The organism is Streptomyces sp. NPDC090106, assembly GCF_044747265.1.
GTDB lineage: Bacteria > Actinomycetota > Actinomycetes > Streptomycetales > Streptomycetaceae > Streptomyces.
In genome coordinates, this window is record NZ_JBIVDS010000004.1 from 137,428 (window position 1) to 159,523 (window position 22,096).

Annotated in this window: 26 protein-coding genes and 1 tRNA gene; 11 read left to right on the forward strand and 16 right to left on the reverse strand. The window is 70.6% G+C overall.

Annotated elements, in window-relative coordinates; all coding sequences use genetic code 11:
* The first annotated feature begins 124 nt into the window (after nt 1–124).
* From nhaA to ACIPSE_RS14290, 4 genes are all read left to right on the forward strand, one after another.
* Nucleotides 125–1,561 (forward strand): Na+/H+ antiporter NhaA, encoded by a 1,437-nt coding sequence (gene nhaA / locus ACIPSE_RS14275; protein ID WP_401662042.1) that lies wholly within the window; start codon nt 125–127, stop codon nt 1,559–1,561.
* Nucleotides 1,562–1,692: 131 nt separating this feature from the next.
* Nucleotides 1,693–2,181: a phage holin family protein gene (locus ACIPSE_RS14280; protein WP_401662045.1), complete on the forward strand. Its 489-nt coding sequence runs from the start codon at nt 1,693–1,695 to the stop codon at nt 2,179–2,181.
* Complete coding sequence (locus tag ACIPSE_RS14285; RefSeq protein ID WP_401662048.1) at nt 2,178–3,122, forward strand: alpha/beta fold hydrolase; 945 nt, start codon at nt 2,178–2,180, stop codon at nt 3,120–3,122. Before ACIPSE_RS14280 ends, ACIPSE_RS14285 begins: the two co-directional genes overlap by 4 nt.
* A gap of 127 nt (nt 3,123–3,249) precedes the next feature.
* The gene (locus ACIPSE_RS14290) at nt 3,250–3,432 is read left to right on the forward strand and encodes a hypothetical protein (protein ID WP_401662051.1); all 183 of its coding nucleotides are present in this window, start codon (nt 3,250–3,252) and stop codon (nt 3,430–3,432) included.
* A gap of 28 nt (nt 3,433–3,460) precedes the next feature.
* Here ACIPSE_RS14290 and ACIPSE_RS14295 read toward each other — a convergent pair whose 3' ends face one another.
* The 3 genes from ACIPSE_RS14295 to nth form a co-directional block, all read right to left on the reverse strand.
* Entirely contained in the window at nt 3,461–4,660 is a 1,200-nt protein-coding gene (locus ACIPSE_RS14295) for a MarP family serine protease (protein ID WP_401662054.1), read from the reverse strand.
* A 48-nt stretch (nt 4,661–4,708) separates the two neighbouring features.
* Nucleotides 4,709–5,398, reverse strand: coding sequence for an NUDIX hydrolase (locus ACIPSE_RS14300; protein WP_401662057.1), 690 nt, complete (start codon nt 5,396–5,398; stop codon nt 4,709–4,711).
* Nucleotides 5,399–5,552: 154 nt separating this feature from the next.
* On the reverse strand, nt 5,553–6,548 hold the full coding sequence (gene nth, locus ACIPSE_RS14305) for an endonuclease III (protein ID WP_401662059.1): 996 nt from the start codon (nt 6,546–6,548) through the stop codon (nt 5,553–5,555).
* 339 nt (nt 6,549–6,887) lie between these two features.
* On the opposite strand from nth, the gene ACIPSE_RS14310 reads away from it, so the two are divergent.
* Complete coding sequence (locus ACIPSE_RS14310; RefSeq protein ID WP_266824125.1) at nt 6,888–7,562, forward strand: Crp/Fnr family transcriptional regulator; 675 nt, start codon at nt 6,888–6,890, stop codon at nt 7,560–7,562.
* Nucleotides 7,563–7,648: 86 nt separating this feature from the next.
* On the opposite strand, the gene ACIPSE_RS14315 is transcribed toward ACIPSE_RS14310, so the two are convergent.
* The 4 genes from ACIPSE_RS14315 to ACIPSE_RS14330 form a co-directional block, all read right to left on the reverse strand.
* Nucleotides 7,649–8,500, reverse strand: a complete 852-nt coding sequence (locus ACIPSE_RS14315) for an MBL fold metallo-hydrolase (protein WP_401662062.1) — start codon at nt 8,498–8,500, stop codon at nt 7,649–7,651.
* On the reverse strand, nt 8,497–9,366 hold the full coding sequence (locus ACIPSE_RS14320) for an NUDIX hydrolase (RefSeq protein ID WP_401662064.1): 870 nt from the start codon (nt 9,364–9,366) through the stop codon (nt 8,497–8,499). The genes ACIPSE_RS14315 and ACIPSE_RS14320 overlap by 4 nt, the downstream gene beginning before the upstream one ends.
* A gap of 64 nt (nt 9,367–9,430) precedes the next feature.
* The gene (locus tag ACIPSE_RS14325) at nt 9,431–9,898 is read right to left on the reverse strand and encodes a RidA family protein (RefSeq protein WP_401662067.1); all 468 of its coding nucleotides are present in this window, start codon (nt 9,896–9,898) and stop codon (nt 9,431–9,433) included.
* Nucleotides 9,895–10,056: a DUF4177 domain-containing protein gene (locus tag ACIPSE_RS14330; RefSeq protein ID WP_232031662.1), complete on the reverse strand. Its 162-nt coding sequence runs from the start codon at nt 10,054–10,056 to the stop codon at nt 9,895–9,897. The genes ACIPSE_RS14325 and ACIPSE_RS14330 overlap by 4 nt, the downstream gene beginning before the upstream one ends.
* A 95-nt stretch (nt 10,057–10,151) precedes the next feature.
* Here ACIPSE_RS14330 and ACIPSE_RS14335 point away from each other — a divergent pair, with 95 nt between their 5' ends.
* Nucleotides 10,152–11,129: an ArsA family ATPase gene (locus ACIPSE_RS14335; protein ID WP_401662070.1), complete on the forward strand. Its 978-nt coding sequence runs from the start codon at nt 10,152–10,154 to the stop codon at nt 11,127–11,129.
* Nucleotides 11,130–11,219: 90 nt separating this feature from the next.
* Nucleotides 11,220–12,569: an ArsA family ATPase gene (locus ACIPSE_RS14340; RefSeq protein ID WP_401662072.1), complete on the forward strand. Its 1,350-nt coding sequence runs from the start codon at nt 11,220–11,222 to the stop codon at nt 12,567–12,569.
* A 43-nt stretch (nt 12,570–12,612) separates the two neighbouring features.
* On the opposite strand, the gene wblA is transcribed toward ACIPSE_RS14340, so the two are convergent.
* Entirely contained in the window at nt 12,613–12,951 is a 339-nt protein-coding gene (wblA, locus tag ACIPSE_RS14345; protein ID WP_362943536.1) for a transcriptional regulator WblA, read from the reverse strand.
* Between the two features lie 474 nt (nt 12,952–13,425).
* Here wblA and ACIPSE_RS14350 point away from each other — a divergent pair, with 474 nt between their 5' ends.
* Entirely contained in the window at nt 13,426–15,687 is a 2,262-nt protein-coding gene (locus ACIPSE_RS14350) for a transglycosylase domain-containing protein (RefSeq protein WP_401662075.1), read from the forward strand.
* 112 nt (nt 15,688–15,799) lie between these two features.
* Here the strand turns inward: ACIPSE_RS14350 and ACIPSE_RS14355 are convergent, their stop codons facing one another.
* Complete coding sequence (locus ACIPSE_RS14355; RefSeq protein ID WP_401662077.1) at nt 15,800–16,267, reverse strand: GatB/YqeY domain-containing protein; 468 nt, start codon at nt 16,265–16,267, stop codon at nt 15,800–15,802.
* 193 nt (nt 16,268–16,460) lie between these two features.
* Here ACIPSE_RS14355 and ACIPSE_RS14360 point away from each other — a divergent pair, with 193 nt between their 5' ends.
* The 3 genes from ACIPSE_RS14360 (at nt 16,461) to ACIPSE_RS14370 (ending at nt 18,364) form a co-directional block, all read left to right on the forward strand.
* Nucleotides 16,461–17,387: a metallophosphoesterase gene (locus tag ACIPSE_RS14360; protein ID WP_401662080.1), complete on the forward strand. Its 927-nt coding sequence runs from the start codon at nt 16,461–16,463 to the stop codon at nt 17,385–17,387.
* A gap of 54 nt (nt 17,388–17,441) precedes the next feature.
* Nucleotides 17,442–18,248 carry a Pr6Pr family membrane protein gene (locus tag ACIPSE_RS14365; RefSeq protein WP_401662083.1) on the forward strand — a complete coding sequence of 269 codons (807 nt, stop codon included), beginning with the start codon at nt 17,442–17,444 and terminating at the stop codon, nt 18,246–18,248.
* Between the two features lie 42 nt (nt 18,249–18,290).
* Nucleotides 18,291–18,364: transfer RNA gene (locus tag ACIPSE_RS14370), tRNA-Pro, on the forward strand.
* A gap of 79 nt (nt 18,365–18,443) precedes the next feature.
* Here ACIPSE_RS14370 and xerC read toward each other — a convergent pair.
* From xerC to ACIPSE_RS14405, 7 genes are all read right to left on the reverse strand, one after another.
* A complete protein-coding gene (xerC, locus tag ACIPSE_RS14375; protein WP_401662086.1) occupies nt 18,444–19,610 on the reverse strand; it encodes a tyrosine recombinase XerC in 1,167 nt (388 codons plus the stop codon).
* Nucleotides 19,610–19,798: a helix-turn-helix domain-containing protein gene (locus tag ACIPSE_RS14380; protein WP_401662088.1), complete on the reverse strand. Its 189-nt coding sequence runs from the start codon at nt 19,796–19,798 to the stop codon at nt 19,610–19,612. The genes xerC and ACIPSE_RS14380 overlap by 1 nt, the downstream gene beginning before the upstream one ends.
* Nucleotides 19,795–21,099: a replication initiator gene (locus tag ACIPSE_RS14385; RefSeq protein WP_401662091.1), complete on the reverse strand. Its 1,305-nt coding sequence runs from the start codon at nt 21,097–21,099 to the stop codon at nt 19,795–19,797. The genes ACIPSE_RS14380 and ACIPSE_RS14385 overlap by 4 nt, the downstream gene beginning before the upstream one ends.
* Before the next feature lie 131 nt (nt 21,100–21,230).
* Entirely contained in the window at nt 21,231–21,479 is a 249-nt protein-coding gene (locus ACIPSE_RS14390; protein ID WP_401662093.1) for a SpdD protein, read from the reverse strand.
* A gap of 14 nt (nt 21,480–21,493) precedes the next feature.
* Nucleotides 21,494–21,688: a hypothetical protein gene (locus tag ACIPSE_RS14395; protein WP_401662096.1), complete on the reverse strand. Its 195-nt coding sequence runs from the start codon at nt 21,686–21,688 to the stop codon at nt 21,494–21,496.
* A gap of 9 nt (nt 21,689–21,697) precedes the next feature.
* Complete coding sequence (locus ACIPSE_RS14400; protein ID WP_401662099.1) at nt 21,698–21,892, reverse strand: mobile element transfer protein; 195 nt, start codon at nt 21,890–21,892, stop codon at nt 21,698–21,700.
* Complete coding sequence (locus ACIPSE_RS14405) at nt 21,892–22,086, reverse strand: hypothetical protein (RefSeq protein WP_401662101.1); 195 nt, start codon at nt 22,084–22,086, stop codon at nt 21,892–21,894. The genes ACIPSE_RS14400 and ACIPSE_RS14405 overlap by 1 nt, the downstream gene beginning before the upstream one ends.
* Nucleotides 22,087–22,096: the final 10 nt, after the last annotated feature.

A 22,096-nucleotide genomic window follows, 5' to 3' on the forward strand; every position in this document is an offset into this window, starting at 1 on the left:
GTGCGGAGACGCGCCGGGCGCCCCTTTTAGCTAAACTAAACAAAACAAGCGTGACCCCACAGGTGTGCCGGGAAGTCTGGTCGGCGAGCTGCCTCGTCCTGCCCACCGACCGGAGGTCCCCCTCATGGCCGCGTCCCGCGCCCCCCACTCCCGCAAGGCCCTCGGACGGCTCACCCTGCCCGAGCGGACCTACGTGGCGGACGCGCTGCGCACCGAGACCGTCGGCGGTGTCCTGCTCCTCCTCGCGGCCGTCGCCGCGCTGGTCTGGGCGAACCTCCCCGCCCTCGGGGACAGCTACGAGAGCGTCAGCCACTTCCACCTGGGCCCCGCCGCCCTGGGCCTGGACCTCTCGGTCGCGCACTGGGCCGCCGACGGGCTCCTCGCCGTCTTCTTCTTCGTCGCCGGCATCGAACTCAAGCGCGAACTGGTCGCCGGTGACCTCAAGGACCCGAGGGCGGCGGCGCTGCCGGTCGTCGCGGCCCTGTGCGGCATGGCCGTACCGGCCCTCGTCTACACCCTGACGAACCTGACCGGCGGCGGCTCGCTCGCCGGATGGGCGGTCCCCACGGCCACCGACATCGCCTTCGCGCTGGCCGTCCTCGCGGTCATCGGGACCTCGCTGCCGTCCTCGCTGCGCGCCTTCCTGCTCACCCTCGCCGTCGTCGACGACCTCTTCGCGATCCTGATCATCGCGGTCTTCTTCACCTCCGACATCGACTTCGCCGCCCTCGGCGGCGCCTTCGCCGGACTGGCCGTCTTCTGGGTGCTGCTGCGCAAGGGCGTCCGCGGCTGGTACGTGTACGTGCCGCTCGCCCTGGTCGTGTGGGCGCTGATGTACAACAGCGGCGTCCACGCCACCATCGCCGGGGTCGCGATGGGCCTGATGCTGCGGTGCACCACCCGCGAGGGTGAGCGGGTGTCGCCCGGCGAGCACATCGAGCACCTCGTACGACCCCTGTCCGCGGGCCTGGCCGTGCCGCTGTTCGCGCTGTTCAGCGCCGGTGTCTCGGTGTCCGGCGGGGCGCTGGGGCAGGTGTTCACCCGGCCGGAGACGCTCGGCGTGGTGCTCGGGCTCGTCGTCGGCAAGGCCGCCGGCATCTTCGGCGGGACCTGGCTGACGGCCCGCTTCACCCGGGCCTCGCTCAGCGACGACCTCGCGTGGGCGGACGTGTTCGCCGTCGCCACCCTGGCCGGCATCGGGTTCACGGTGTCCCTGCTCATCGGCGAGCTGGCCTTCGACGGCGACCAGGCCCTCACCGACGAGGTCAAGGCGTCCGTGCTGCTCGGCTCGCTCATCGCGGCGGTCCTCGCGACGACCCTGCTGAAGATCAGGAACGCCAAGTACCGGCGCCTGGTGGACGCCGAGGAGCGGGACGAGGACCAGGACGGCATCCCCGACGTCTACGAGCAGGACGAACCGGAGTACCACCTGCGCATGGCCGCGATCCACGAACGCAAGGCCGCCGAGCACCGCCGGATCGCCGAACGCCAGGCCGCGGAACGCCACGCGCTTGCGGAAGTGGCGGGCGGGGCAGGCGACGAGGACGACCGTCGGGCATGATCTGACGGGACGGTACAAAACCTGGTCGATCAGGACCGGTCGATCAGACCCGGTCGAACGGTCGGTCACACCCGGTCGACGGTCCACCGGACCACGTCCACAGAACCCGGTCATGAGAGGGAGAGTCCGCGATGAGCGCACCCGACGGCAGCCCGGTCGGCGCCGAACGCAGCATCGGCCAGTTGTTCGCCTCGGCGACGACCGAGATGTCCGCGCTGGTGCACGACGAGATCGCGCTGGCCAAGGCGCAGCTCAAGCAGGACGTGAAGCGCGGCGCGACCAGCGGCGGCGCCTTCCTGGTCGCCGGCGCGGTACTGGTGTTCTCGCTGCCGATGCTGAACTTCGCCCTCGCGTACGGCATCCGGACCTGGAGCGACTGGAACCTCGCGCTCTGCTTCCTGCTGTCCTTCGCGGCGAACGTGCTGATCGCGATCGTTCTCGCGCTGATCGGCGTCGTCTTCGCGAAGAAGGCCCGGAAGGGCGGCGGCCCGCAGAAGGTGGCCGCCTCCGTGAAGGAGACGGCGGGCGTCCTGCAGAAGGCCAAGCCGCACCCGCGCCCCGAGCTGCCGCAGGACCGCGCGCCCGAGGCCATCGAGGCTGTGGCACGCTCGACGTCATGAGCGACCCCGCCACTCCCCCGGCCGCCTCCCTCGTACGGCCCGATGTCCTCGGCGAGCGGAGACTGACCCACCGGGACGTCGCCGCCAACGGCGCGCGCTTCCACATCGCCGAGATGGGCGACGGTCCGCTCGTCCTGCTGCTGCACGGCTTCCCGCAGTTCTGGTGGACCTGGCGGCACCAGCTGCCCGCGCTCGCCGACGCGGGCTACCGGGCCGTCGCCATGGACCTGCGCGGCGTCGGCGGCAGCGACCGCACCCCGCGCGGCTACGACCCCGCCAACCTGGCCCTCGACATCACCGGGGTCATCCGCTCCCTGGGCGAGCCGGACGCCGCGCTGGTCGGCCACGACCTGGGCGGGTTCCTCGCCTGGACGGCGGCGGCGATGCGCCCCAAGCTCGTCCGGCGGCTCGCGGTCTCCTCGATGCCGCATCCGCGGCGCTGGCGCTCGGCGATGCTCTCCGACGTCAAGCAGACCCGCGCCGGGTCGTACATCTGGGGCTTCCAGCGGCCCTGGCTCCCGGAGCGGCAACTGACCGCAGACGACGGCGCGCTGGTGGGCCGTCTGCTGCGGGAGTGGTCCGGGCCCGTCCTGCCGGACGACGACACGGTGGACACCTACCGCCGGGCCATGTGCATCCCCTCGACGGCGCACTGCTCGATCGAGCCGTACCGCTGGATGGTGCGTTCGATGGCCCGCCCGGACGGCGTCCAGTTCCACCGGCGCATGAAGCGCCCGGTGCGTGTACCGACCCTCCACCTGCACGGCTCGCTCGACCCGGTGCTGCGCACCCGGAGCGCCGCCGGGTCCGGCGAGTACGTCGAAGCGCCCTACCGCTGGCGGCTGTTCGACGGGCTCGGCCACTTCCCGCACGAGGAGGATCCGGTCGCTTTCTCCACCGAACTGATCAGTTGGCTGAAGGATTCCGAACCCGATCGGTGACCGTACGAACGCGTCCGGTGTCCGGATCGGAACACCTGTTCTTCGAACGGCCACTTGCCTGGCGCATAGGCCAATTGGGGGCCCTGGGGGCGGTTATCGACCTTGGGGCAGGGGCAGACGTCGGGGTATGGGCTGGACGCACGACTACAGTGACGCAGCACGAAACCGCCGCTCGGGCCACGGCCTGAGCCCCCATCAGCGAGGCGGCGCCCCGCAGGAACCGGGCGCGGATCTCCGGGTGGGGATCCCGCGCATCCTGCGCCGCCGGGCCCGCTGGGTCTCGGTGCGCCTGCGCCACCCTCGGGGCTGACACACCGCGGCACCCGCCGCGCCGGACCTCAGAGCGCGCAGCTGTCGCTGTCCACCTGCTCGTTCGCGGTGCGCCCCTTGGCGATGTCCTCCCGGATCTCGTCGGCGGTCAGCGCGTACCCGGTGTCGGCGTTGTCGAGGGACTTCGCGAAGACGACCCCGTACACCTCGCCCTCGGGCGTGAGCAGCGGGCCGCCCGAGTTGCCCTGACGGACCGTCGCGTAGAGGGAGTACACATCGCGGTGCACGGTGCCGCGGTGGTAGATGTCCGGGCCGTTGGCCGGGATGCGCCCGCGCACCCGCGCGGCACGGACGTCGTACGCGCCGTTCTCCGGGAAGCCCGCGATGATCGCGCCGTCCCCGCTCTCGGCGTCGGCCGCGGTGAACTTCAGCGCGGGCGCGTTCAGTTCGGGTACGTCGAGCACGGCGATGTCCCGCTTCCAGTCGTACAGGACGACCGTGGCGTCGTACTTCTGGCCCTCGCCGCCTATCTGGACGGTGGGTTCGTCGACGCCGCCGACGACATGCGCGTTGGTCATGACCCGGCGCTCGCCGAAGACGAAGCCGGTGCCTTCGAGGACCTTGCCGCAGCTCTGCGCGGTGCCCATGACCTTGACGATGGACTTCTTGGAGTTCGTGGCCACGGCGCTGTTCGCGAGGGCGGGGTCCGGCGGCTGGACCTCCTTGATGGGCTCGCTGGAGAACGGGCTGAAGACCTGCGGGAAGCCGTTCTGCGCGAGGACCGAGGTGAAGTCCTTGAACCAGGTGTCCGCCGCGTCCGGCAGGGCCGACGAGACCCCGAGGAGCACCTTGGAGCCCCTGACCTCCTTGCCGAGCGTCGGCAGGGTGGTCTGCGCGAGGGCGGAACCGATGAGCCAGGCCACCAGGAGCATCGCGACGACGTTGACGACGGCGCCGCCGCCCGCGTCCAGCGCGCGGGCCGGGGACCAGGTGATGTAGCGGCGCAGCTTGTTGCCCAGATGGGTGGTCAGGGCCTGGCCGACGGAGGCACAGACGATGACGACGACCACGGCGACGACTGCGGCGGTCGTACTGACCTCCGCGTTGTCGGTCAGGGCGTCCCAGATGACGGGGAGCACATAGACGGCGACGAGACCGCCGCCGAGGAAACCGATCACCGACAGGATGCCTACGACGAATCCCTGGCGGTAGCCGACGATCGCGAACCACACGGCGGCGACCAGCAACAGGATGTCCAGCACGTTCACCGGTTCGAGCCTCGCCTCATCACATGACACAGCACGGCAGACACCCTGTCATGACCGCCAGTCGAGCGGGACCTGCTTGTCCCGGTCCCAGGGGCGCTCCCAGCCGGAGTAATGCAGCAGCCGGTCGATGATTCCGGCCGTGAAGCCCCAGACCAGGGCCGATTCGACCAGGAATGCCGGACCTCGGTGGCCGCTGGGGTGGACGGTGGTGGCCCGGTTGGCCGGATCCGTGAGATCCGCCACGGGGACGGTGAACACACGCGCCGTCTCATTGAGGTCGACCGCGTCGACCGGCGTCGGCACACGCCACCAGCCCAGCACGGGGGTGACGACGAACCCGCTGACCGGGATGTACAGCTTGGGCAGCACGCCGAAGAGCTGCACCCCGGCCGGGTCGAGGCCGGTCTCCTCCTCGGCCTCGCGCAGCGCGGCCCGCAGCGGCCCGTCGGCCTTCGGGTCGCCGTCCTCCGGGTCGAGGGCGCCGCCGGGGAAGGCGGGCTGCCCGGCGTGCGACCGCAGCGAGCTCGCCCGCTCCATGAGGAGCAGTTCGGGGCCCCGCTCGCCCTCGCCGAACAGGATCAGCACGGCCGACTGGCGGCCCGCGCCGTCCTTGGGCGGCAGGAAGCGGCTGAGCTGGCGCGGCTCGACCGTCTCCACCGCGCGCACCACCGGGTCCAGCCAGTGCGGCAGACCCTCCTTGCTGAGCGTCACGCCCTCCGCGTTGCTCGTCCGACTCATCGCCACCCCCGTCGCTCTGCCCCGTCCAACGCCCGGCAGGTCCTTGATCGTTCCTCCCGGGAACCCTGAGATCGCCCCCGAGTCCGGCCCCGGGGCGAGGTCGGGGTCCTGTTCGAGCCGGTCCCGTCCGAGCCGATCCCGTCCGAGCCGCCCGTCATCCGGCCGCCAGGGGCGGGGCCGCCTTGCCGCCCGCGTCCAGGTACGACCGGGGCGGGTTGAGCCGCTGGCCGGGGAAGCCGCCCTTCTCGTACTTGAGGAGCTTCCGCGCCTTCTCCGGGTCCGTCTCGCCCTCGCCGTACGCCGGGCAGAGCGGGGCGATGGGGCAGGCGCCGCAGGCGGGCTTGCGGGCGTGGCAGATGCGGCGCCCGTGCCAGATGACGTGGTGGGACAGGTCCGTCCAGTCGCTCCTGGGGAAGAGCGCGCCGACGGCCGCCTCGATCTTGTCGGGGTCGCTCTCGCCGGTCCACCGCCAGCGCCGCACGAGCCGCTGGAAGTGCGTGTCCACGGTGATGCCGGGCCGCCCGAAGGCGTTGCCGAGGACGACGAAGGCGGTCTTGCGGCCGACGCCGGGCAGCTTGACGAGGTCCTCCAGCCGGCCCGGCACCTCGCCGCCGAACTGCTCCACCAGGGCCTTGGAGAGCCCTATGACCGACTTGGTCTTGGCCCGGAAGAAACCGGTCGGGCGCAGGATCTCCTCGACCTCCTCGGGGTCGGCCACGGCCAGGTCCTCGGGGGTGGGGTACTTGGCGAACAGCGCCGGGGTCGTCTGATTGACCCTCAGGTCGGTGGTCTGCGCCGACAGGACGGTGGCGACGACGAGCTGGAAGGAGTTCTCGAAGTCCAGCTCGGGGTGGGCGTAGGGATAGACCTCGGCGAGTTCGCGGTTGATCCGGCGGGCGCGGCGGACGAGGGCGGTGGGCGACTCGTTCCCGGGCGCCGTGGCGGCAGTCTTCTTGGCCGTGGCGGCAGTCTTCTTGGCCGCAGCCGTCGCCTTCTTTGCCGTGGCGGTCGCCTTCCTGACCGGCCCTGTCGCCTTCTCGGCCGATGCCACGGCCTTCTTGGCGGATGCCGCGGCCTTCTTGACCGGGACTGTCGCCTTCTTCGCGGCGGCCCTTCCGGAGGTGGCCTTCTTGACGGGGGCCTTCTTCACCAGCGCAGCCTTCTTTGTCGCTTTTGCCGCTTTCTTTCCGCCACTGGGGCTCTGTTCGCCCACAGCGGAATCCCGACGTACAGCCACCTGCCCAGCCCCCTTGGCCTGTGCTCTCACCGGCGTTTTGGACACTCGGCCAGCCTAGAGCCCGGCACCGACAATCGCCTCGGACCCCGGGAACCGGCCCCCGATTGGACCCCTGCCGCTTACCTCAGGACACCTGTGCGGCATCCTTGTGACAGATCACACTGTTTGGACCGTCCGGCAAAATGGGGAACACGGTCCCCTGGTACCAAGGGGGAGCAAGATCCCCTGAGCAGGTCGACAAGGAGAGAACTCGTGGACGACGTCCTGCGGCGCAACCCGCTCTTCGCGGCACTCGACGACGAGCAGTCCGCCGAGCTGCGCGCCTCCATGAGTGAGGTGACGCTCGCCCGTGGCGACTCCCTGTTCCACGAGGGCGACCCGGGCGACCGGCTGTACGTGGTCACCGAGGGCAAGGTCAAGCTCCACCGCACCTCCCCCGACGGCCGCGAGAACATGCTCGCCGTCGTCGGTCCCGGCGAGCTGATCGGCGAGCTGTCGCTGTTCGACCCGGGCCCGCGCACCGCGACCGCCACCGCGCTCACCGAGGTCAAGCTCCTCGGCCTCGGCCACGGCGACCTCCAGCCCTGGCTGAACGTGCGCCCCGAGGTCGCCACCGCGCTGCTGCGCGCGGTCGCCCGCCGGCTGCGCAAGACCAACGACCAGATGTCCGACCTGGTCTTCTCGGACGTCCCCGGCCGCGTCGCGCGCGCCCTGCTGGACCTGTCCCGCCGCTTCGGCGTGCAGTCCGAGGAGGGCATCCACGTCGTCCACGACCTCACCCAGGAGGAGCTGGCCCAGCTCGTCGGCGCCTCCCGCGAGACGGTCAACAAGGCCCTCGCCGACTTCGCCCAGCGCGGCTGGCTCCGGCTGGAGGCCCGCGCGGTGATCCTGCTGGACGTGGAACGCCTCGCCAAGCGCTCCCGCTGACGCCTCAGACACCCGTACGACGCCGCAAGGGCCCCCTCTTCTCGAAGAGGGGGCCCTTGCGGCGTCCACGCGCGCGTGGGGGCGCGTCAGCCGTCCAGGGACGGGCGCTGGATCAGTCCGTGGTCGCGCAGGTACTCCAGCTGGGCCCGTACCGAGAGTTCCGCCGCGGGCCACAGGGAGTGGTCGACGTCGGCGTACACGTGGGCGACGATCTCGGGAGCGGTGCGGAAGCCGTCCTCGACCGCCGTCTCGACCTGGGCGAGGCGGTGGGCCCGGTGGGCGAGATAGAACTCGACGACGCCCTGGGCGTCCTCCAGGACGGGCCCGTGGCCGGGCAGGACCGTGTGGACGCCGTCGTCGACGGTGAGGGAGCGCAGCCGGCGCAGCGAGTCGAGATAGTCGCCGAGGCGGCCGTCGGGGTGCGCCACGACCGTCGTACCGCGGCCCAGGACGGTGTCGCCGGTGAGGACGGCCCCGTCGGCCGGGAGATGGAAGCACAGGGAGTCGGAGGTGTGGCCGGGGGTCGGCACGACCCGCAGCTCCAGCCCGCCGGCCGTGACGACGTCCCCGGCGGCCAGCCCTTCGTCACCGAGCCGCAGCGCCGGGTCCAGGGCACGCACGCGCGTGCCGGTCAGCTCGGCGAACCGGGAGGCGCCCTCGGCGTGGTCGGGATGGCCGTGCGTCAGCAGGGTCAGGGCGACGCGCCGGCCGGCCTTCTCGACGGTGTCGACGACCGTGCGGAGGTGCCCTTCGTCCAGTGGCCCCGGGTCGACGACCACGGCCAGCTCCGAGTCCGGCTCGGCCAGGATCCAGGTGTTGGTGCCGTCCAGGGTCATCGGCGACGCGTTGGGCGCCAGGACGTTGACGGCCCGCGCGGTGGCGGGGCCCGAGAGGACACCGCCCCTCGGCCGTCCGGGAAGGGCCGCCGCGTCCGTCATGCCGTCGCTCCGCCGGTCGGGATGTGCTTGGTGAACTCGTCGTGGCCCGGCCAGGTCAGGACGATCTCGTCGCCCTCCATGCGGGCCCTCGCCAGGACGGGCGTCAGATCCCGCTCCGGGGCCGCGGTGAGCGCCTCCTCGGCCGTGCCGTAGGGCATGACCTGGCGCAGTGTCGCGATCGTCGGCGGCATCATCAGCAGCTCGCCCTTGTCGTACGACGACGCCGCGTCCTCGGGGCGGATCCACACCGTCCGGTCGGCCTCGGTGGAGGCGTTGCGGGTGCGCTGGCCCTCGGGCAGCACGGCCACGAAGAACCAGGTGTCGTAGCGGCGCGACTCGAACTCGGGGGTGATCCAGCGGGTCCAGGCGCCCAGCAGGTCGGAGCGCAGGACCAGGCCGCGCCGGTCCAGGAACTCGGCGAAGCTCAGCTCCCGCGCGACCAGCGCCTCCCGGTCGGCCTCCCAGTCCGCGCCCGTGGTGTCGCCGACCACCGACTCCGGGGAGGGACCGGCGAGCAGGACGCCCGCCTCCTCGTACGTCTCGCGCACGGCCGCGCAGACGATCGCCTGCGCCTCGGACTCCCCGACCCCGAGCCGCCGGGCCCACCACGCGCGCGGGGGGCCAGCCCAGCCGATGCGGTGATCGTCGTCGCGGGGGTCGACGCCGCCGCCCGGATACGCGTACGCGCCCCCGGCGAAGGCCATGGAGGCGCGTCTGCGCAGCATGTGGACGACCGGACCGGCGGCGGAGTCCTTGAGCAGCATGACCGTGGCCGCGCGCCGGGGGACGACCGGCGTGAGCGTGCCCTCCGCCAGCGCGCGGATGCGGGCCGGCCAGTCCTCGGGAAACCACTGCCCATTCGCCATGGCCGGAGGCTATCCCGTGGCGCGCGAATGTTCGAGAGGTGGCCGGGGCCCCGCTCGGCGGCGGTTACTCGGAGGTCAGCTCCACCTGGATCTCGACCTCGACCGGCGAGTCCAGCGGCAGGACCGCCACACCGACGGCACTGCGCGCGTGCACGCCCTTGTCGCCGAGGACCTCGCCGAGCAGCTCGCTGGCGCCGTTGACGACACCGGGCTGGCCGGTGAAGTCCGCGGCCGAGGCGACGAAGCCGACGACCTTCACCACGCGCGCGACGCGGTCCAGGTCACCGGCGACGGACTTGACCGCCGCGAGGGCGTTCAGGGCGCAGGTGCGGGCCAGTTCCTTGGCCTCTTCCGCGGTGACCTCCGCGCCCACCTTGCCGGTGACCGGAAGCTTGCCCTCGACCATGGGGAGCTGACCGGACGTGTACACGTACACCCCGGACCGCACGGCGGGCTGGTACGCGGCCAGCGGCGGGACGACCTCCGGCAGGGTCAGACCGAGCTCGGCCAGCCGGGCCTCGACGGCGCTCACGCCTTCTCCCGCTTGAGGTAGGCGACGAGCTGCTCGGGGTTGTTCGGGCCGGGAACGACCTGGACGAGCTCCCAGCCGTCCTCGCCCCAGGTGTCCAGGATCTGCTTCGTGGCATGGACGAGCAGCGGAACGGTCGCGTATTCCCACTTCTTGGTCATGTGGGCGACTCTAGCCGCTGCCCGCGCACCGGCTCGGCCCACGTTATCCACAGCCTGCCGCTTGACCGGCACACGGAGTGGTTACGCTCGAAGACGTGAGCAGGCTCCAGGTCGTCAGCGGCAAGGGCGGAACCGGTAAGACCACGGTGGCCGCGGCCCTCGCGCTGGCCCTCGCCACCGAGGGGAAGCGCACGCTTCTCGTCGAGGTGGAGGGCCGGCAGGGCATCGCACAGCTCTTCGAGACGGAGGCGTTGCCCTACGAGGAGAGAAAGATCGCGGTCGCCTCGGGCGGCGGTGAGGTGTACGCCCTCGCCATCGATCCCGAGCTGGCCCTTCTGGACTATCTACAGATGTTCTACAAGCTCGGTGGAGCGGGCCGGGCGCTCAAGAAGCTCGGCGCCATCGACTTCGCGACCACCATCGCCCCGGGCCTCAGGGACGTGCTCCTGACCGGCAAGGCGTGCGAGGCGGTGCGGCGCAAGGAGAAGTCGGGGCGGTTCACCTACGACTACGTCGTGATGGACGCCCCGCCGACCGGCCGCATCACCCGCTTCCTGAACGTCAACGACGAGGTCGCGGGCCTCGCGAAGATAGGGCCGATACACAATCAGGCGCAGGCCGTGATGCGGGTGCTGAAGTCGAAGGAGACGGCCGTGCACCTGGTCACGCTCCTGGAGGAGATGCCCGTCCAGGAGACCGCGGACGGCATCGCCGAGCTGCGGGCGGCGAAGCTGCCGGTGGGGCGGATCATCGTGAACATGGTCCGGCCGCAGGTGTTGGACGCCGCGGAACTGGAACTCGTGCACGGCACCGCTCGTTCCTCCCTCGCGCAGTCGCTGTCGGCCGCGGGGCTCGGCGGGGCGCGGCGCGGCGGGCATGCCGAGCGGCTGGTGGACCCGCTGCTGGCACAGGCCGAGGAGTACGCCGAGCGGCACGCGCTGGAGCACGAACAGCGGGCGGTGCTCGGCGAGCTGGGCCTGCCGACGCACGAACTGCCGCTGCTCGCCGAGGGCATGGACCTGGCGGGTCTCTACCAACTGGCCACGGAACTGCGGAAGCAGGAGATGTCATGAGCCGGGACACACCGCGGGAGCAGGGGCGGAAGCAGGGGATGTCATGAGCCCGGACACATCCTGGGTGCCGGGGCGGAAGCAGGGGATGTCATGAGCCCGGACGCCGAGCGGTCCCACCGCCTCTCCCCCGCGCGCGTGCTCGCCCTCGACCCGCTGCTCGACGACCCGCAGACCCGCATCGTGGTGTGCTGCGGCTCGGGCGGGGTCGGCAAGACCACGACGGCGGCGGCGCTGGGCCTGCGGGCCGCCGAGCGCGGCCGGAAGGTCGTCGTGCTCACCATCGACCCGGCCCGGCGCCTCGCCCAGTCCATGGGCATCGATTCCCTCGACAACACCCCCCGGCGGGTCAAGGGCGTCGACGGCGACGGCGAACTGCACGCGATGATGCTCGACATGAAGCGCACCTTCGACGAGATCGTCGAGGCGCACGCGGACCCGGCGCGGGCCTCCGCGATCCTCACCAACCCCTTCTACCAGTCGCTCTCCGCGGGCTTCGCCGGCACGCAGGAGTACATGGCGATGGAGAAGCTCGGGCAGCTGCGGGCGAAGGACCAGTGGGACCTGATCGTCGTCGACACCCCGCCGTCCCGCTCCGCGCTCGACTTCCTGGACGCGCCCCGGCGGCTCGGCTCGTTCCTCGACGGCAAGCTGATCCGGGTGCTGCTGGCTCCGGCGAAGGTCGGCGGCCGGGCCGGGATGAAGTTCCTGAACGTCGGGATGTCGATGATGACCGGCGCCCTCGGCAAGCTGCTCGGCGGCCAGCTGCTGAAGGACGTACAGACGTTCGTCGCGGCGATGGACTCGATGTTCGGCGGATTCCGTACCCGCGCGGACGCCACGTACAAGCTGCTCCAGGCGCCCGGGACGGCGTTCCTGGTGGTCGCGGCGCCGGAGCGGGACGCGCTGCGGGAGGCCGCGTACTTCGTGGAGCGGCTGGCCGCCGAGGACATGCCGCTCGCCGGGCTGGTGCTGAACCGGGTCCACGGCAGTGGCGCCGCCCGGCTGTCGGCCGAGCGGGCGCTGGCCGCCGCGGAGGACCTCGAACTCGCCGCCGCGGAAAGTGCGGAAAATCTTGAGGAAGCCCGCATTGTCGATCAGGAGGGCGGGAAAGCTGGAGTTCGTAACTCTCCCGACACAGACGGCAGTTCACCGAAACCTGACGGCAGCGCAGAGACCGACCCGGCGTCTTCCCCCGCGCCCGGTTCCGCCGCCGCCACGGACCCGACCGTCGAACAGCTCACCGCAGGTCTGTTGCGGCTGCACGCCGAGCGCATGCAGCTGCTCTCCCGCGAGCAGCGCACACGCGACCGCTTCACCGCGCGCCACCCCGAGGTGGCCGTGGCCGAGGTGGCCGCGTTGCCCGGTGACGTCCATGACCTGGCGGGGCTGCGGGACATCGGGGAACGGCTCGCGGCCGGTCGGCCGGAGCTGCCCGAGTGACCGGAGCTGCGAGACCGAGCGGTGAGGCGCCGAGCGGTGAGGCTCAGCCCACCGCCGCGTAGTTCTCGTACACCTCGTCGTCGTCGAGGGGCAGGATGCCGGCCCCTCGCTCGTATTCCGTACGCGCCGTCTCCAGCAGCCGGCGCCAGGAAGTGACGGTCGGTCGCCTGCGCAGCAGTGCGCGGCGCTCCCGCTCCGTCATGCCTCCCCACACGCCGAACTCGACGCGGTTGTCCAGCGCGTCGGCCAGGCACTCGGTCCGCACCGGGCATCCGGTGCACACCGCCTTGGCCCGGTTCTGCGCTGCTCCCTGCACGAACAGTTCATCCGGATCGGTAGTGCGGCAGGCGGCCTGCGCACTCCAGTCGGTAACCCAGCCCATACCGGCGCCGTCCTCTCCCGAATCGAGGCTCCCCCACGGCGGCAGCGGCATATTCACCGCCGCCAGTTGAGGACGTTACGGAAGGTGGGCACAGCGCAACACCCCCTTCGGGCCCAATCTTGAATGGCCCGAACGGACTATGCGTAAGCGGCAGATCACCCGGGGGAGTGAGCCTGCGACATGCGTGATCATCCCGGCAAAGCGGGACAGTTCTCCTGGGCCACAACGGACACCGGATGACACAGAAGGCGGATTCGGACACGCAGCCAACAGAAAGTTGGGGAACCTCCGGAACGATTCGGGGTCGCCGGACGTATTGATACGTGGCCGCACTGCTGTGACAGTTGAGAGCAGCTTAGGCCAAGGCCTGCGCGCGTGTCCGGCGAATGAGAAGGTAGGCGCTCTCTTTGCCATGCGCTCGAAACGGCCCCTGCCACACGTCGAACGCTCATGAGTACGGATTAGGCTGCCCCCATGCCAAAGAAGCGCCCCGGCGGTGGTCTGTCGCCCACGCAGCAGGCCGCCAAGTTCCTCGGTGTCAGTGTGCTCGCGGGAGCCGTGCTGGCGGGGCTCGCCCTGCCCGCCTTCGGCGCGCTCGGGCTTGCGGCGAAGGGCTCGGTCGAGAGTTTCGACGAGCTCCCCGCCAACCTGAAGACGCCCCCGCTCAGTCAGCGCACCACGATCCTGGACTCCCAGGGCGGCCAGATCGCGACGGTCTACTCACGTGACCGCACGGTCGTCGGCCTCTCGGAGATCTCGCCGTACATGCAGAAGGCGATCGTCGCGATCGAGGACTCGCGCTTCTACGAGCACGGCGCCGTGGACCTCAAGGGAATCCTGCGCGCCCTCAACAAGAACGTGCAGAGCAGCGGGGTCGCCGAGGGTGCCTCCACGCTCACCCAGCAGTACGTGAAGAACGTCTTCGTGGAGGAGGCCGGCGACGACCCGACGAAGGTCGCCCAGGCCACCCAGCAGACCCTCGGCCGCAAGATCCGCGAACTGAAGTACGCGATCCAGGTCGAGGAGGAGCTCGGCAAGAAGAAGATCCTGGAGAACTACCTCAACATCACGTTCTTCGGGCAGCAGGCGTACGGCATCGAGGCCGCCGCCCAGCGCTACTTCTCCACCTCCGCCGAGAAGCTCAACCTCCAGCAGTCGGCGCTCCTCGCCGGCATCGTGCAGTCCCCCTCGCGCTACGACCCCGTCAACGACGAGGCCGAGGCGACCAAGCGGCGCAACACCGTGCTCCAGCGCATGGCCGAGGTCGGTGACATCACCCGCGAGCAGGCCGCCGAGGCCCAGGAGAAGCCGCTCGGCCTGAAGGTCAGCCAGCCCAAGAACGGCTGCATCACGGCCGTGAAGAGCGCCGGGTTCTTCTGCGACTACGTGCGCAACATCTTCCTCACCGACCCGGTCTTCGGGAAGACGAAGGAGGCCCGCGCCAAGCTGTGGAACCAGGGCGGTCTGACCATCAAGACCACCCTCGACCCGCAGGCGCAGGACTCGGTCCAGGCCTCGCTCAAGGACCACGTCTACAAGTCGGACAAGGTCGCCGCCGCGGCCACCCTGGTCGAGCCGGGCACCGGCAAGATCGTCGCGATGGGCCAGTCGAAGCCGTACGGCACGAACGCCAAGCAGAACGAGACCGTGATCAACTACTCGGTCGGCAGCGGCATGGGCGGCTCCAACTTCGGCTTCCCGACGGGCTCGACGTTCAAGCCGTTCGTCGCCGCCGCGGCCCTGGAGGAGGGCCGTCCGGCGAACCAGGAGTACTCGTCGCCGTACGAGATGGACTACCCGAGCCCCGTCCAGACCTGTGACAGCAAGCCCTGGGTCAACCAGGACGGCGCGACCGTGGAGAACGAGTCCGAGTCGGAGCGCGGCCCCTACCGGCTGCGCAAGGCGATGGAGCTCTCTGTCAACACGTACTTCGTGCAGATGATCTCCGACATCGGGCTGTGCCCGGTCGTCAGCATGACCAACAAGCTCCAGGTCGTGCAGGGCAACGGCGACAAGCTGCCCGAGGTCCCCGCCATCGCCCTCGGTTCCAAGGGCCTCACCCCGCTGACGATGGCGACCGCGTACGCCGCCTTCGCCTCCCGGGGCATGTACTGCACGCCGGTCGCCATCGAGTCGACCACCCAGCGCGTCGGCGAGGAGTCGAAGTCGCTGGAGGTCCCGAAGTCGACCTGCTCGCGCGCCATGTCCGAGAAGACCGCGGACACCGTGAACACCCTGCTCCAGGGCGTGGTCGACTCCGGCACCGGCCAGGCGGCCGGCCTCAGCGACCGCGACAACGCCGGTAAGACGGGTACGACGGACTCCCGCAGGAACGCCTGGTTCGTCGGCTACACCCCGAACATGTCGGGTGCCGTGTGGGTCGGCAGCGCCAAGCAGGACGTCGAGATGCGCAACATCACCATCGGCGGCGTCTACAACGACCTCGTCTACGGCGGCAAGGTCCCCGGGCCGATCTGGAAGGACGCCATGACCGGCGCCCTCGCCGGCAAGGACGCTCCCCAGTTCAACATCGTCACGATCCCCGGCGGCGACCGGGACGAGGACGAAGGTGACGGCAACGGAAACGGGAACGGCAATGGGAACGGAAACGGGAACGGCGGTGACGACGGGGACAACGGCGACGACGACGGCGCCACCTTCCCTACGCCGACGTTCTCCATCCCGGAGAACCTGTTCCAGGGCAACAACGGGAACGGGGGCGGCGGACGCGGCTGACGGACGCGGCTACGGACGCGATCGACCGACGACAGGAGGGGCCCGCGGATTGCGCGGGCCCCTCCTCCGTTCTGGCCGGTCAGTGATGAAGCGGGCTCACCGTAGGGCGAGTTCAGCCCGCGAGCAGCTTCTTCACCACGGCAGCCACCCGGCCGCCCTCGGCCTGGCCCTGCACCTTCGGGTTCACGATCTTCATGACCTGACCCATCGCGCGCGGCCCCTCGGCACCGGCGGCCTTCGCCTCCTCGACGGCCTGCGCCACGATCCGCTCCAGCTCCTCGTCACCGAGCTGCTGGGGCAGGTAGGCGGCGAGGATCACGCCCTCGGCCTTCTCCCGCTCGGCGCTCTCGGCACGGCCGCCCTGGGCGAAGGCGTCGGCGGCCTCGCGGCGCTTCTTCGCCTCCTTGGTGATCACCTTGAGGACCTCGTCGTCGGAGAGCTCGCGCTTCTCCTTGCCCGCGACCTCCTCCTTGGTGATCGCGGCGAGCGTCAGCCGCAGCGTCGAGGAGCGGAGCTCGTCGCGCGCCTTGATCGCGGAGTTGAGGTCTTCCTGGAGCTTCGACTTGAGCGTGGTGGTCATGGGACCGATTGTCTCAGGTGCGGTGGAGGCGGCGTCCATTGATTTCGGCGCGCGGGACGGCGGTGGGCGGCGGTGGACGGTAGTGGGCGGCGGCGGTGCCGGCGCTTGTGACGCGTGCCGGTCCCGGGTGCCGGTGTAGGGAGGTTGTAAGGAGCTTGTTTTTGAAGGGGCTTGGGTCTGACACGATGGGCGTATGCGCGCGCGATACGGAGTACCTCTGTCGATCGCGGCGGCTGGTGCCGCCGGAGTGGTGTACGCGGCGGGCTTCGAGGCCCGCTCCTTCCGCCTGCGACGGGTGACGGTCCCCGTCCTGCCCGCCGGGATGCGCCCGTTGCGCGTACTCCAGGTCTCGGACATCCACATGGTGGGCGGCCAGCGCAAGAAGCAGCGCTGGCTGCGCTCGCTGGCGGGCCTGCGCCCCGACTTCGTGATCAACACGGGCGACAACCTCTCCGATCCGGAGGGCGTGCCGGAGGTCCTGGACGCGCTGGGCCCCCTGATGGAGTTCCCGGGCGCGTACGTCTTCGGCTCGAACGACTACTACGGCCCGGCGCTGCGCAACCCCGCCCGCTACCTCATGGAGAAGGTCCAGGGCCGCCACGGCCTGAACGGCAACCCGCCCGCCGTGAACGTCGTCCACAACCCGTGGGAGGACCTGCGGGACGGCTTCGACACGGCCGGCTGGCTCAACCTCACCAACACCCGCGGCACCCTCAAGATCGAGGGCGCGTCGGTGGAGCTGACGGGCCTGGACGACCCGCACATCAAGCGGGACCGGTACGCGGAGGTCGCCGGCGGTCCGTCCGACTCGGCGGACTTCTCGATGGCGGTCGTGCACGCGCCGTACCTGCGGGTCCTGGACTCGTTCGCCGCCGACGGCTACGGCCTGATCCTGGCCGGCCACACCCACGGCGGCCAGCTCTGCATCCCGTTCTACGGCGCCCTGGTCACCAACTGCGACCTGGACACGGACCGCGTGAAGGGCCTGTCCACGCACACGGCGGAGGGCCGTACGTCGTACCTCCACGTCTCGGCGGGCTGCGGCGCGAACCGCTATACGCCGGTGAGGTTCGCGTGCCCGCCGGAAGTGACACTGATGACTCTGACGCCGCGGGGGTAACCCACACGGCTCGCCCGTATCGCCCCTTTTGCGGCGCCTGCCTAGCGTGAGGGCATGACCGCCCCGATACCCAGGGACATCCCGGACCTTCCCGCGGTCCCGGGCGTGCCCTCACTGCTGCGCTCCGCCGTCCCCGCGACGGCGGTGGTGGCCCCCGTACGCCGCCCCCTGACGGCCGCGTACCGCCTCCTCGTCGCGCTGGTGGCGGCCACGGCCGTCACGCTCGCCCTGCTCCTCGACAGCCCCAGCCGCGTCCTGAGCTACTTCACGATCCAGAGCGGCGTGCTGCTGGCCCTGGTCTTCACGGCCTCGGCGCGACGCGCCTGGACGGCCCGCCGCCCGCTCTCGGCCACCCTCACGGGGGCGACGCTGCTGTACGCGGTGATCGCGGGGCTGGTGTACCACCTGCTGCTGGCGGACATGACGACGCCGTTCTCGATGTTCGCGCAGGCGCCGGGCGGTGCGGCGGCATCGGGGTGGGCCCGGATCACGAACGCGGCCCTGTACACGGTGGTCCCGGCCGCCGCGGTCCTGGACTGGCTCCTGCTGACCGCCCCGGGCCGGCTGAGCCTGCGCCGGGCGGCGACCTGGCTCATCTACCCCTCGGTCTACCTGGCCTTCTCCCTCACCCGGGGCGAGCTGCTCCTCCCGGGGACACCGGCCCGCTACCTCTACCCGTTCCTGGACGTGGGCCTCCACGGCTACAAGACCGTCCTGGGCAACGCCCTCCTGCTGGGCCTCTCCTTCTACGCCCTCGCGGTGCTCCTCGTGGCCCTCGACCACATCCGCCCCAACCCCCTCCGCCACCGCACCCACCACCGCGCCAAAACCGGATTTCGTCCTCGGCCACCGGTGGGCTAAAGTAAACGACGTCGCCGCGACAAGCTCCACCAGCAGCGACATCGGGGTGTAGCGCAGCTTGGCAGCGCGCTTCGTTCGGGACGAAGAGGTCGTGGGTTCAAATCCCGCCACCCCGACAGCCAAAACAGCAGGTGAGGCGCCTACCGGATTCGGTAGGCGCCTCACCTGTTTATGCGTGCGTGTATATCTGCGTGACTATCCCTTTGGGTCCCGCTTGAAGATGCCGTCCATGACCACGGCGCCGGTCTGGATCACGGGCCTGATCTGCTTCCGGTAGACCTCCTCGGTGACCGCCGTACCGGAGTGCCCGACAAGCCGGGAGATCTCCTCCAGCGGGACGCCCCGATCGGAGAGCAGAGACACGAAGCTGTGCCGGAGCTCCCGGGGCGTCCACTCCGCCGCGTCGACCCCGTCGATGTCCTTGAGCGCCAGGCGGAAGGCGCGGCGGACGTTGGCCGCGTCGAGAGGCTTGCCGACGGCCGAGGAGAAGACGAGGCCGTGTTCCTCCCAGGAGTCATCGGCGGCGAGCCGATCCCAGCCCTGATCCTCGAACTGCTGCCAGAGAGCTTCGACGCAGCGCGCCGGCAGAGCGAGCGTGCGCCGGGACTTCCGTGTCTTGGTGTCCCCGCTCCGCCGGACCGAGCGCCACACGGCGATGTGCGGAGGCTGCGGCGGATCGAAGTCGGGGCGCCCTTTCAGGAAGACGTGATCCCACGTGAGGGCACGCAGTTCCTCGGTACGGGCCCCGGTCAACAGCGCGACGACGATGTACGAGTACATCGAGGTCCCTTCGGCCCCCTTGAGGACAGCCTCAGCCTGAGCGAACGTGAGCGCCTTGGACGGGCGCCCGGCCTGCCCCTGAGGCACCGAGCACAACTCGACGACGTTGCGCTTGACCTTGTCCCGCGCCATGGCCCGCTTGACCGCGCGGTTCAGGCAGGAGTGAAGGCCCTGGAGTGTGCGTGTGCTGAGCGTCTTCGCCTTGGTGGCCAGCCAACGGTCCACGTCCTCCGCGCTGAGGTCACGAAGCTTGCGAGCGCCGAGGGACGGGATGACGTGCTTCCGGCTGAGGAGAGTCGTGGTCTCGACGGTGTTGGGGTCGAGGCCGGCCAGGCCGTAGGTGAGCCAGTCCGTCACCGCGTCCTTCACGGTGTAGTTGGTGGGTGCGATGGCAAGACCGTCTTCGTGGTCCCGCAACACCTCCTTCAGCTTGTTCTTCGCCTCTGTCTTGGTCTTGCCACTCCCCCGCTTCACGATCCGCTTGCCGCTCGGGGCGAAGCCGAGATTGGCCGTGGCGATCCAACGCTGTCGCTTCTCGTCCCAGTGCAGGCCGCCGTCACCGCGGCTACGGCGCTTCGTCATCAGGCCGCTTCTCCCAACTGGCCCCGGATGAAGGCGCGTACGGCGGTGTCCGGGATGCGGCGACAGCCGTCGACCTTGATGGAGACCAGGCGCCGGGTGCGGATGAGGTCGTACACCTTGGTGCGGCCGAGTCTGAGCCGCGTCATGACCTCGGGAACGGTGAGCAGTTCGGGCGATGCCTCAGTCATGTGGTCGGTTCTCCTTCCGTTCCGGGGGCGGGTTCGAGAGAGGCCGCTAGCCAGGTCTCGGCAGCGCTGAGGCCCGTTCCGGCGAACACCCAGTGGGCGAGGACGAGCGTGGTTTCGCCGTCCTGCGGGGTGGGCCGTGGTGCTTGGGCACGACGCCACTCGGCACGGGCGTCACGGAGGGCGCCGAGCGTGGTCGAGTAGCGGCGGGACTTGGTGGAGAAGTGGCCGCGGAAGCCGAGCATGTGCGCCCAGGCGCGTAGGCGGAGGTCTGCCAGGTCGGCGCGTGCACCGAGGGTCCAGGCCACTCGGATCAGGCGCCGGGCGTGGTCGGTGATCCGGGCTTGGGCGAGTTCGGCGAGGAAGCGGATCGGGCGGTCGAGGGTGCCGGTTGCCGTCTCCGCCCCCTTGGTCGCGTACTTGGCGATGTACGCGGCTACGGCGCGCTCGGTGAGCTCCTGGCCGCCGTCGAAGTCGGCGGAGCGGATCGGGCGTACGTCGAGCTGACGGCCGAAGGTGAAGCGGTGGGACCGGCTGTCGACGTCGGGGCCGGTTACGCGGGCGGCGGTGGCAGCGGCCTGGATGGCGTCGGCGAGGAGCGTGGTTGAGGCCCATGCCGGGGGTGTCGTCTCTCCTCCTTCCGGGCCGTCGAGGCGGATGACTGCGTGGAAGTGGACCGCGCCACGTTTCTGGTACTCGGCCACCTTCGCGAAGGAGATACGGGCGTGGTCGCGGAAGGCCCGTTGGGTGAGGCCGGCGCGCTTGGCCACCTCTCGGCGGAGGTAGATCGAGAAGCGCCGCCACAGGGAACCGGCGTGTGCGTTCCAGAGGACCGCGGATTCGTAGTCGTAGGTGTCGGGGTCGAGGGGAGTGCCCAGGGCGGGATCGTGTTCGTCGTGGCCGGTGCCGCAACGGCATTTACGGCCGACGCCGTTGGGGCGGTTGTGGACCGGGCCGAAGCTCGGGGCGGTGAGAGTCGCGAAGACGCGCGGGTGAGTGGCTACCTCCTCCGAGGCGCCTTTGCCGCCGCGCAGTCCGGCGGTGATCAGGTGGTAGGTGTCACGGCGGTAGGTCTCGGCGCAGGCGGGGCAACGAGTCGCGCGGCGGTTGTTGCAGCGGACCAGGAGCTGACCGGCGGGGAGCGTGGAGGAGTCGAGGTGGTGCAGGACGTTGCCGATCTCGCCGGTCGTCCTGTCGACCGCGTACTCGGTGCGGTGGCCGTCGAGGCGGACGGGATGGGTGCAGCCGCCCAGGCCGGAGAGTTGGCGGCCCAGCTCGGGCATGGTGCCGAGGGAGGCCAGCATGGAGAGTTCCGCCAGCGGAGGCGAAGTCTGCCGGGTGATGATGGGGGTTCCTTTCGGCTGTTCAGCAGTTGGGAGGGACGGCCCCGGGGCGGCGGGATGCTTGGCGGCGTTGTTGCCGCCCCGGCGGCCGGTCAGCGCCTGTTGAGGTCGTTGAGGAGCGAGCGCAGGACCACGGCGGCGATGGCCACGGACACGGCCGTGATGGCGACGGCCGCCAGGAGCGCGGTCAGGACGACCCCCACGACCACCACGGCAGCGACGGCGCCCGCGTAGGGCGTGAGCGACCGGCCGGCGAAGGGTGCCGGGGCCTGCGTCTGCTGCTGCGGGACGACGGGTGCCGTCGGCAGCGTGGGAACGTCCGGGAGCTTGGGACGTAACACGGCTTGCCTCCTTGTCACTTGTCGGTGCCGTTGACCACGCCGACCCCTGAGCGGGTGCCGGACTCGATGGCCGGGGCGAGGAAGGTGTGCGAGAGCCAGAAACCGAACAGCGCGATCACGACGGCGACCCAGAGGCGGATGCCGAGGAACTTGATCGCGGCCCAGGCGACGACGCCCAGGACGAAGACCAGCGGGAGCGAGACAGTCACGGCTCCTCCTCAGCGAGCGGCGCAACGGTGGGTTCGGGCGGCGAGTTCGGCGGCGGCACGGCTGTCGTACTCGGTCGAGAAGCCGCAGCGCGGAGCGGTGCAGGCGGCGGTGTGCTTCTCGCGGCCCCGGCCGTCGTACGACGTGCCGACCTGGACCGGGCCGATACGGACAACGCGGCGGAAGCGGCGGTTGGCAGCGGACATCAGGCGGTTTCCTTTCGTGAGGGGTGGTCGGTGAAGTCGGTGGCGTGGTCGATGAGCCAGCGGCGGATCTCGGCGCCCTCGGCGTTGTCGGCGGCGAGGATCACCGGTTCAGCGACGAGCACGGCTTCGGTGAAGCGGTTCTGTCGAGTCAGCTCGGCGGCCCGGTTGAGCGCGCGGAGCGTAGAGGGACGCATGGGCGGAAGA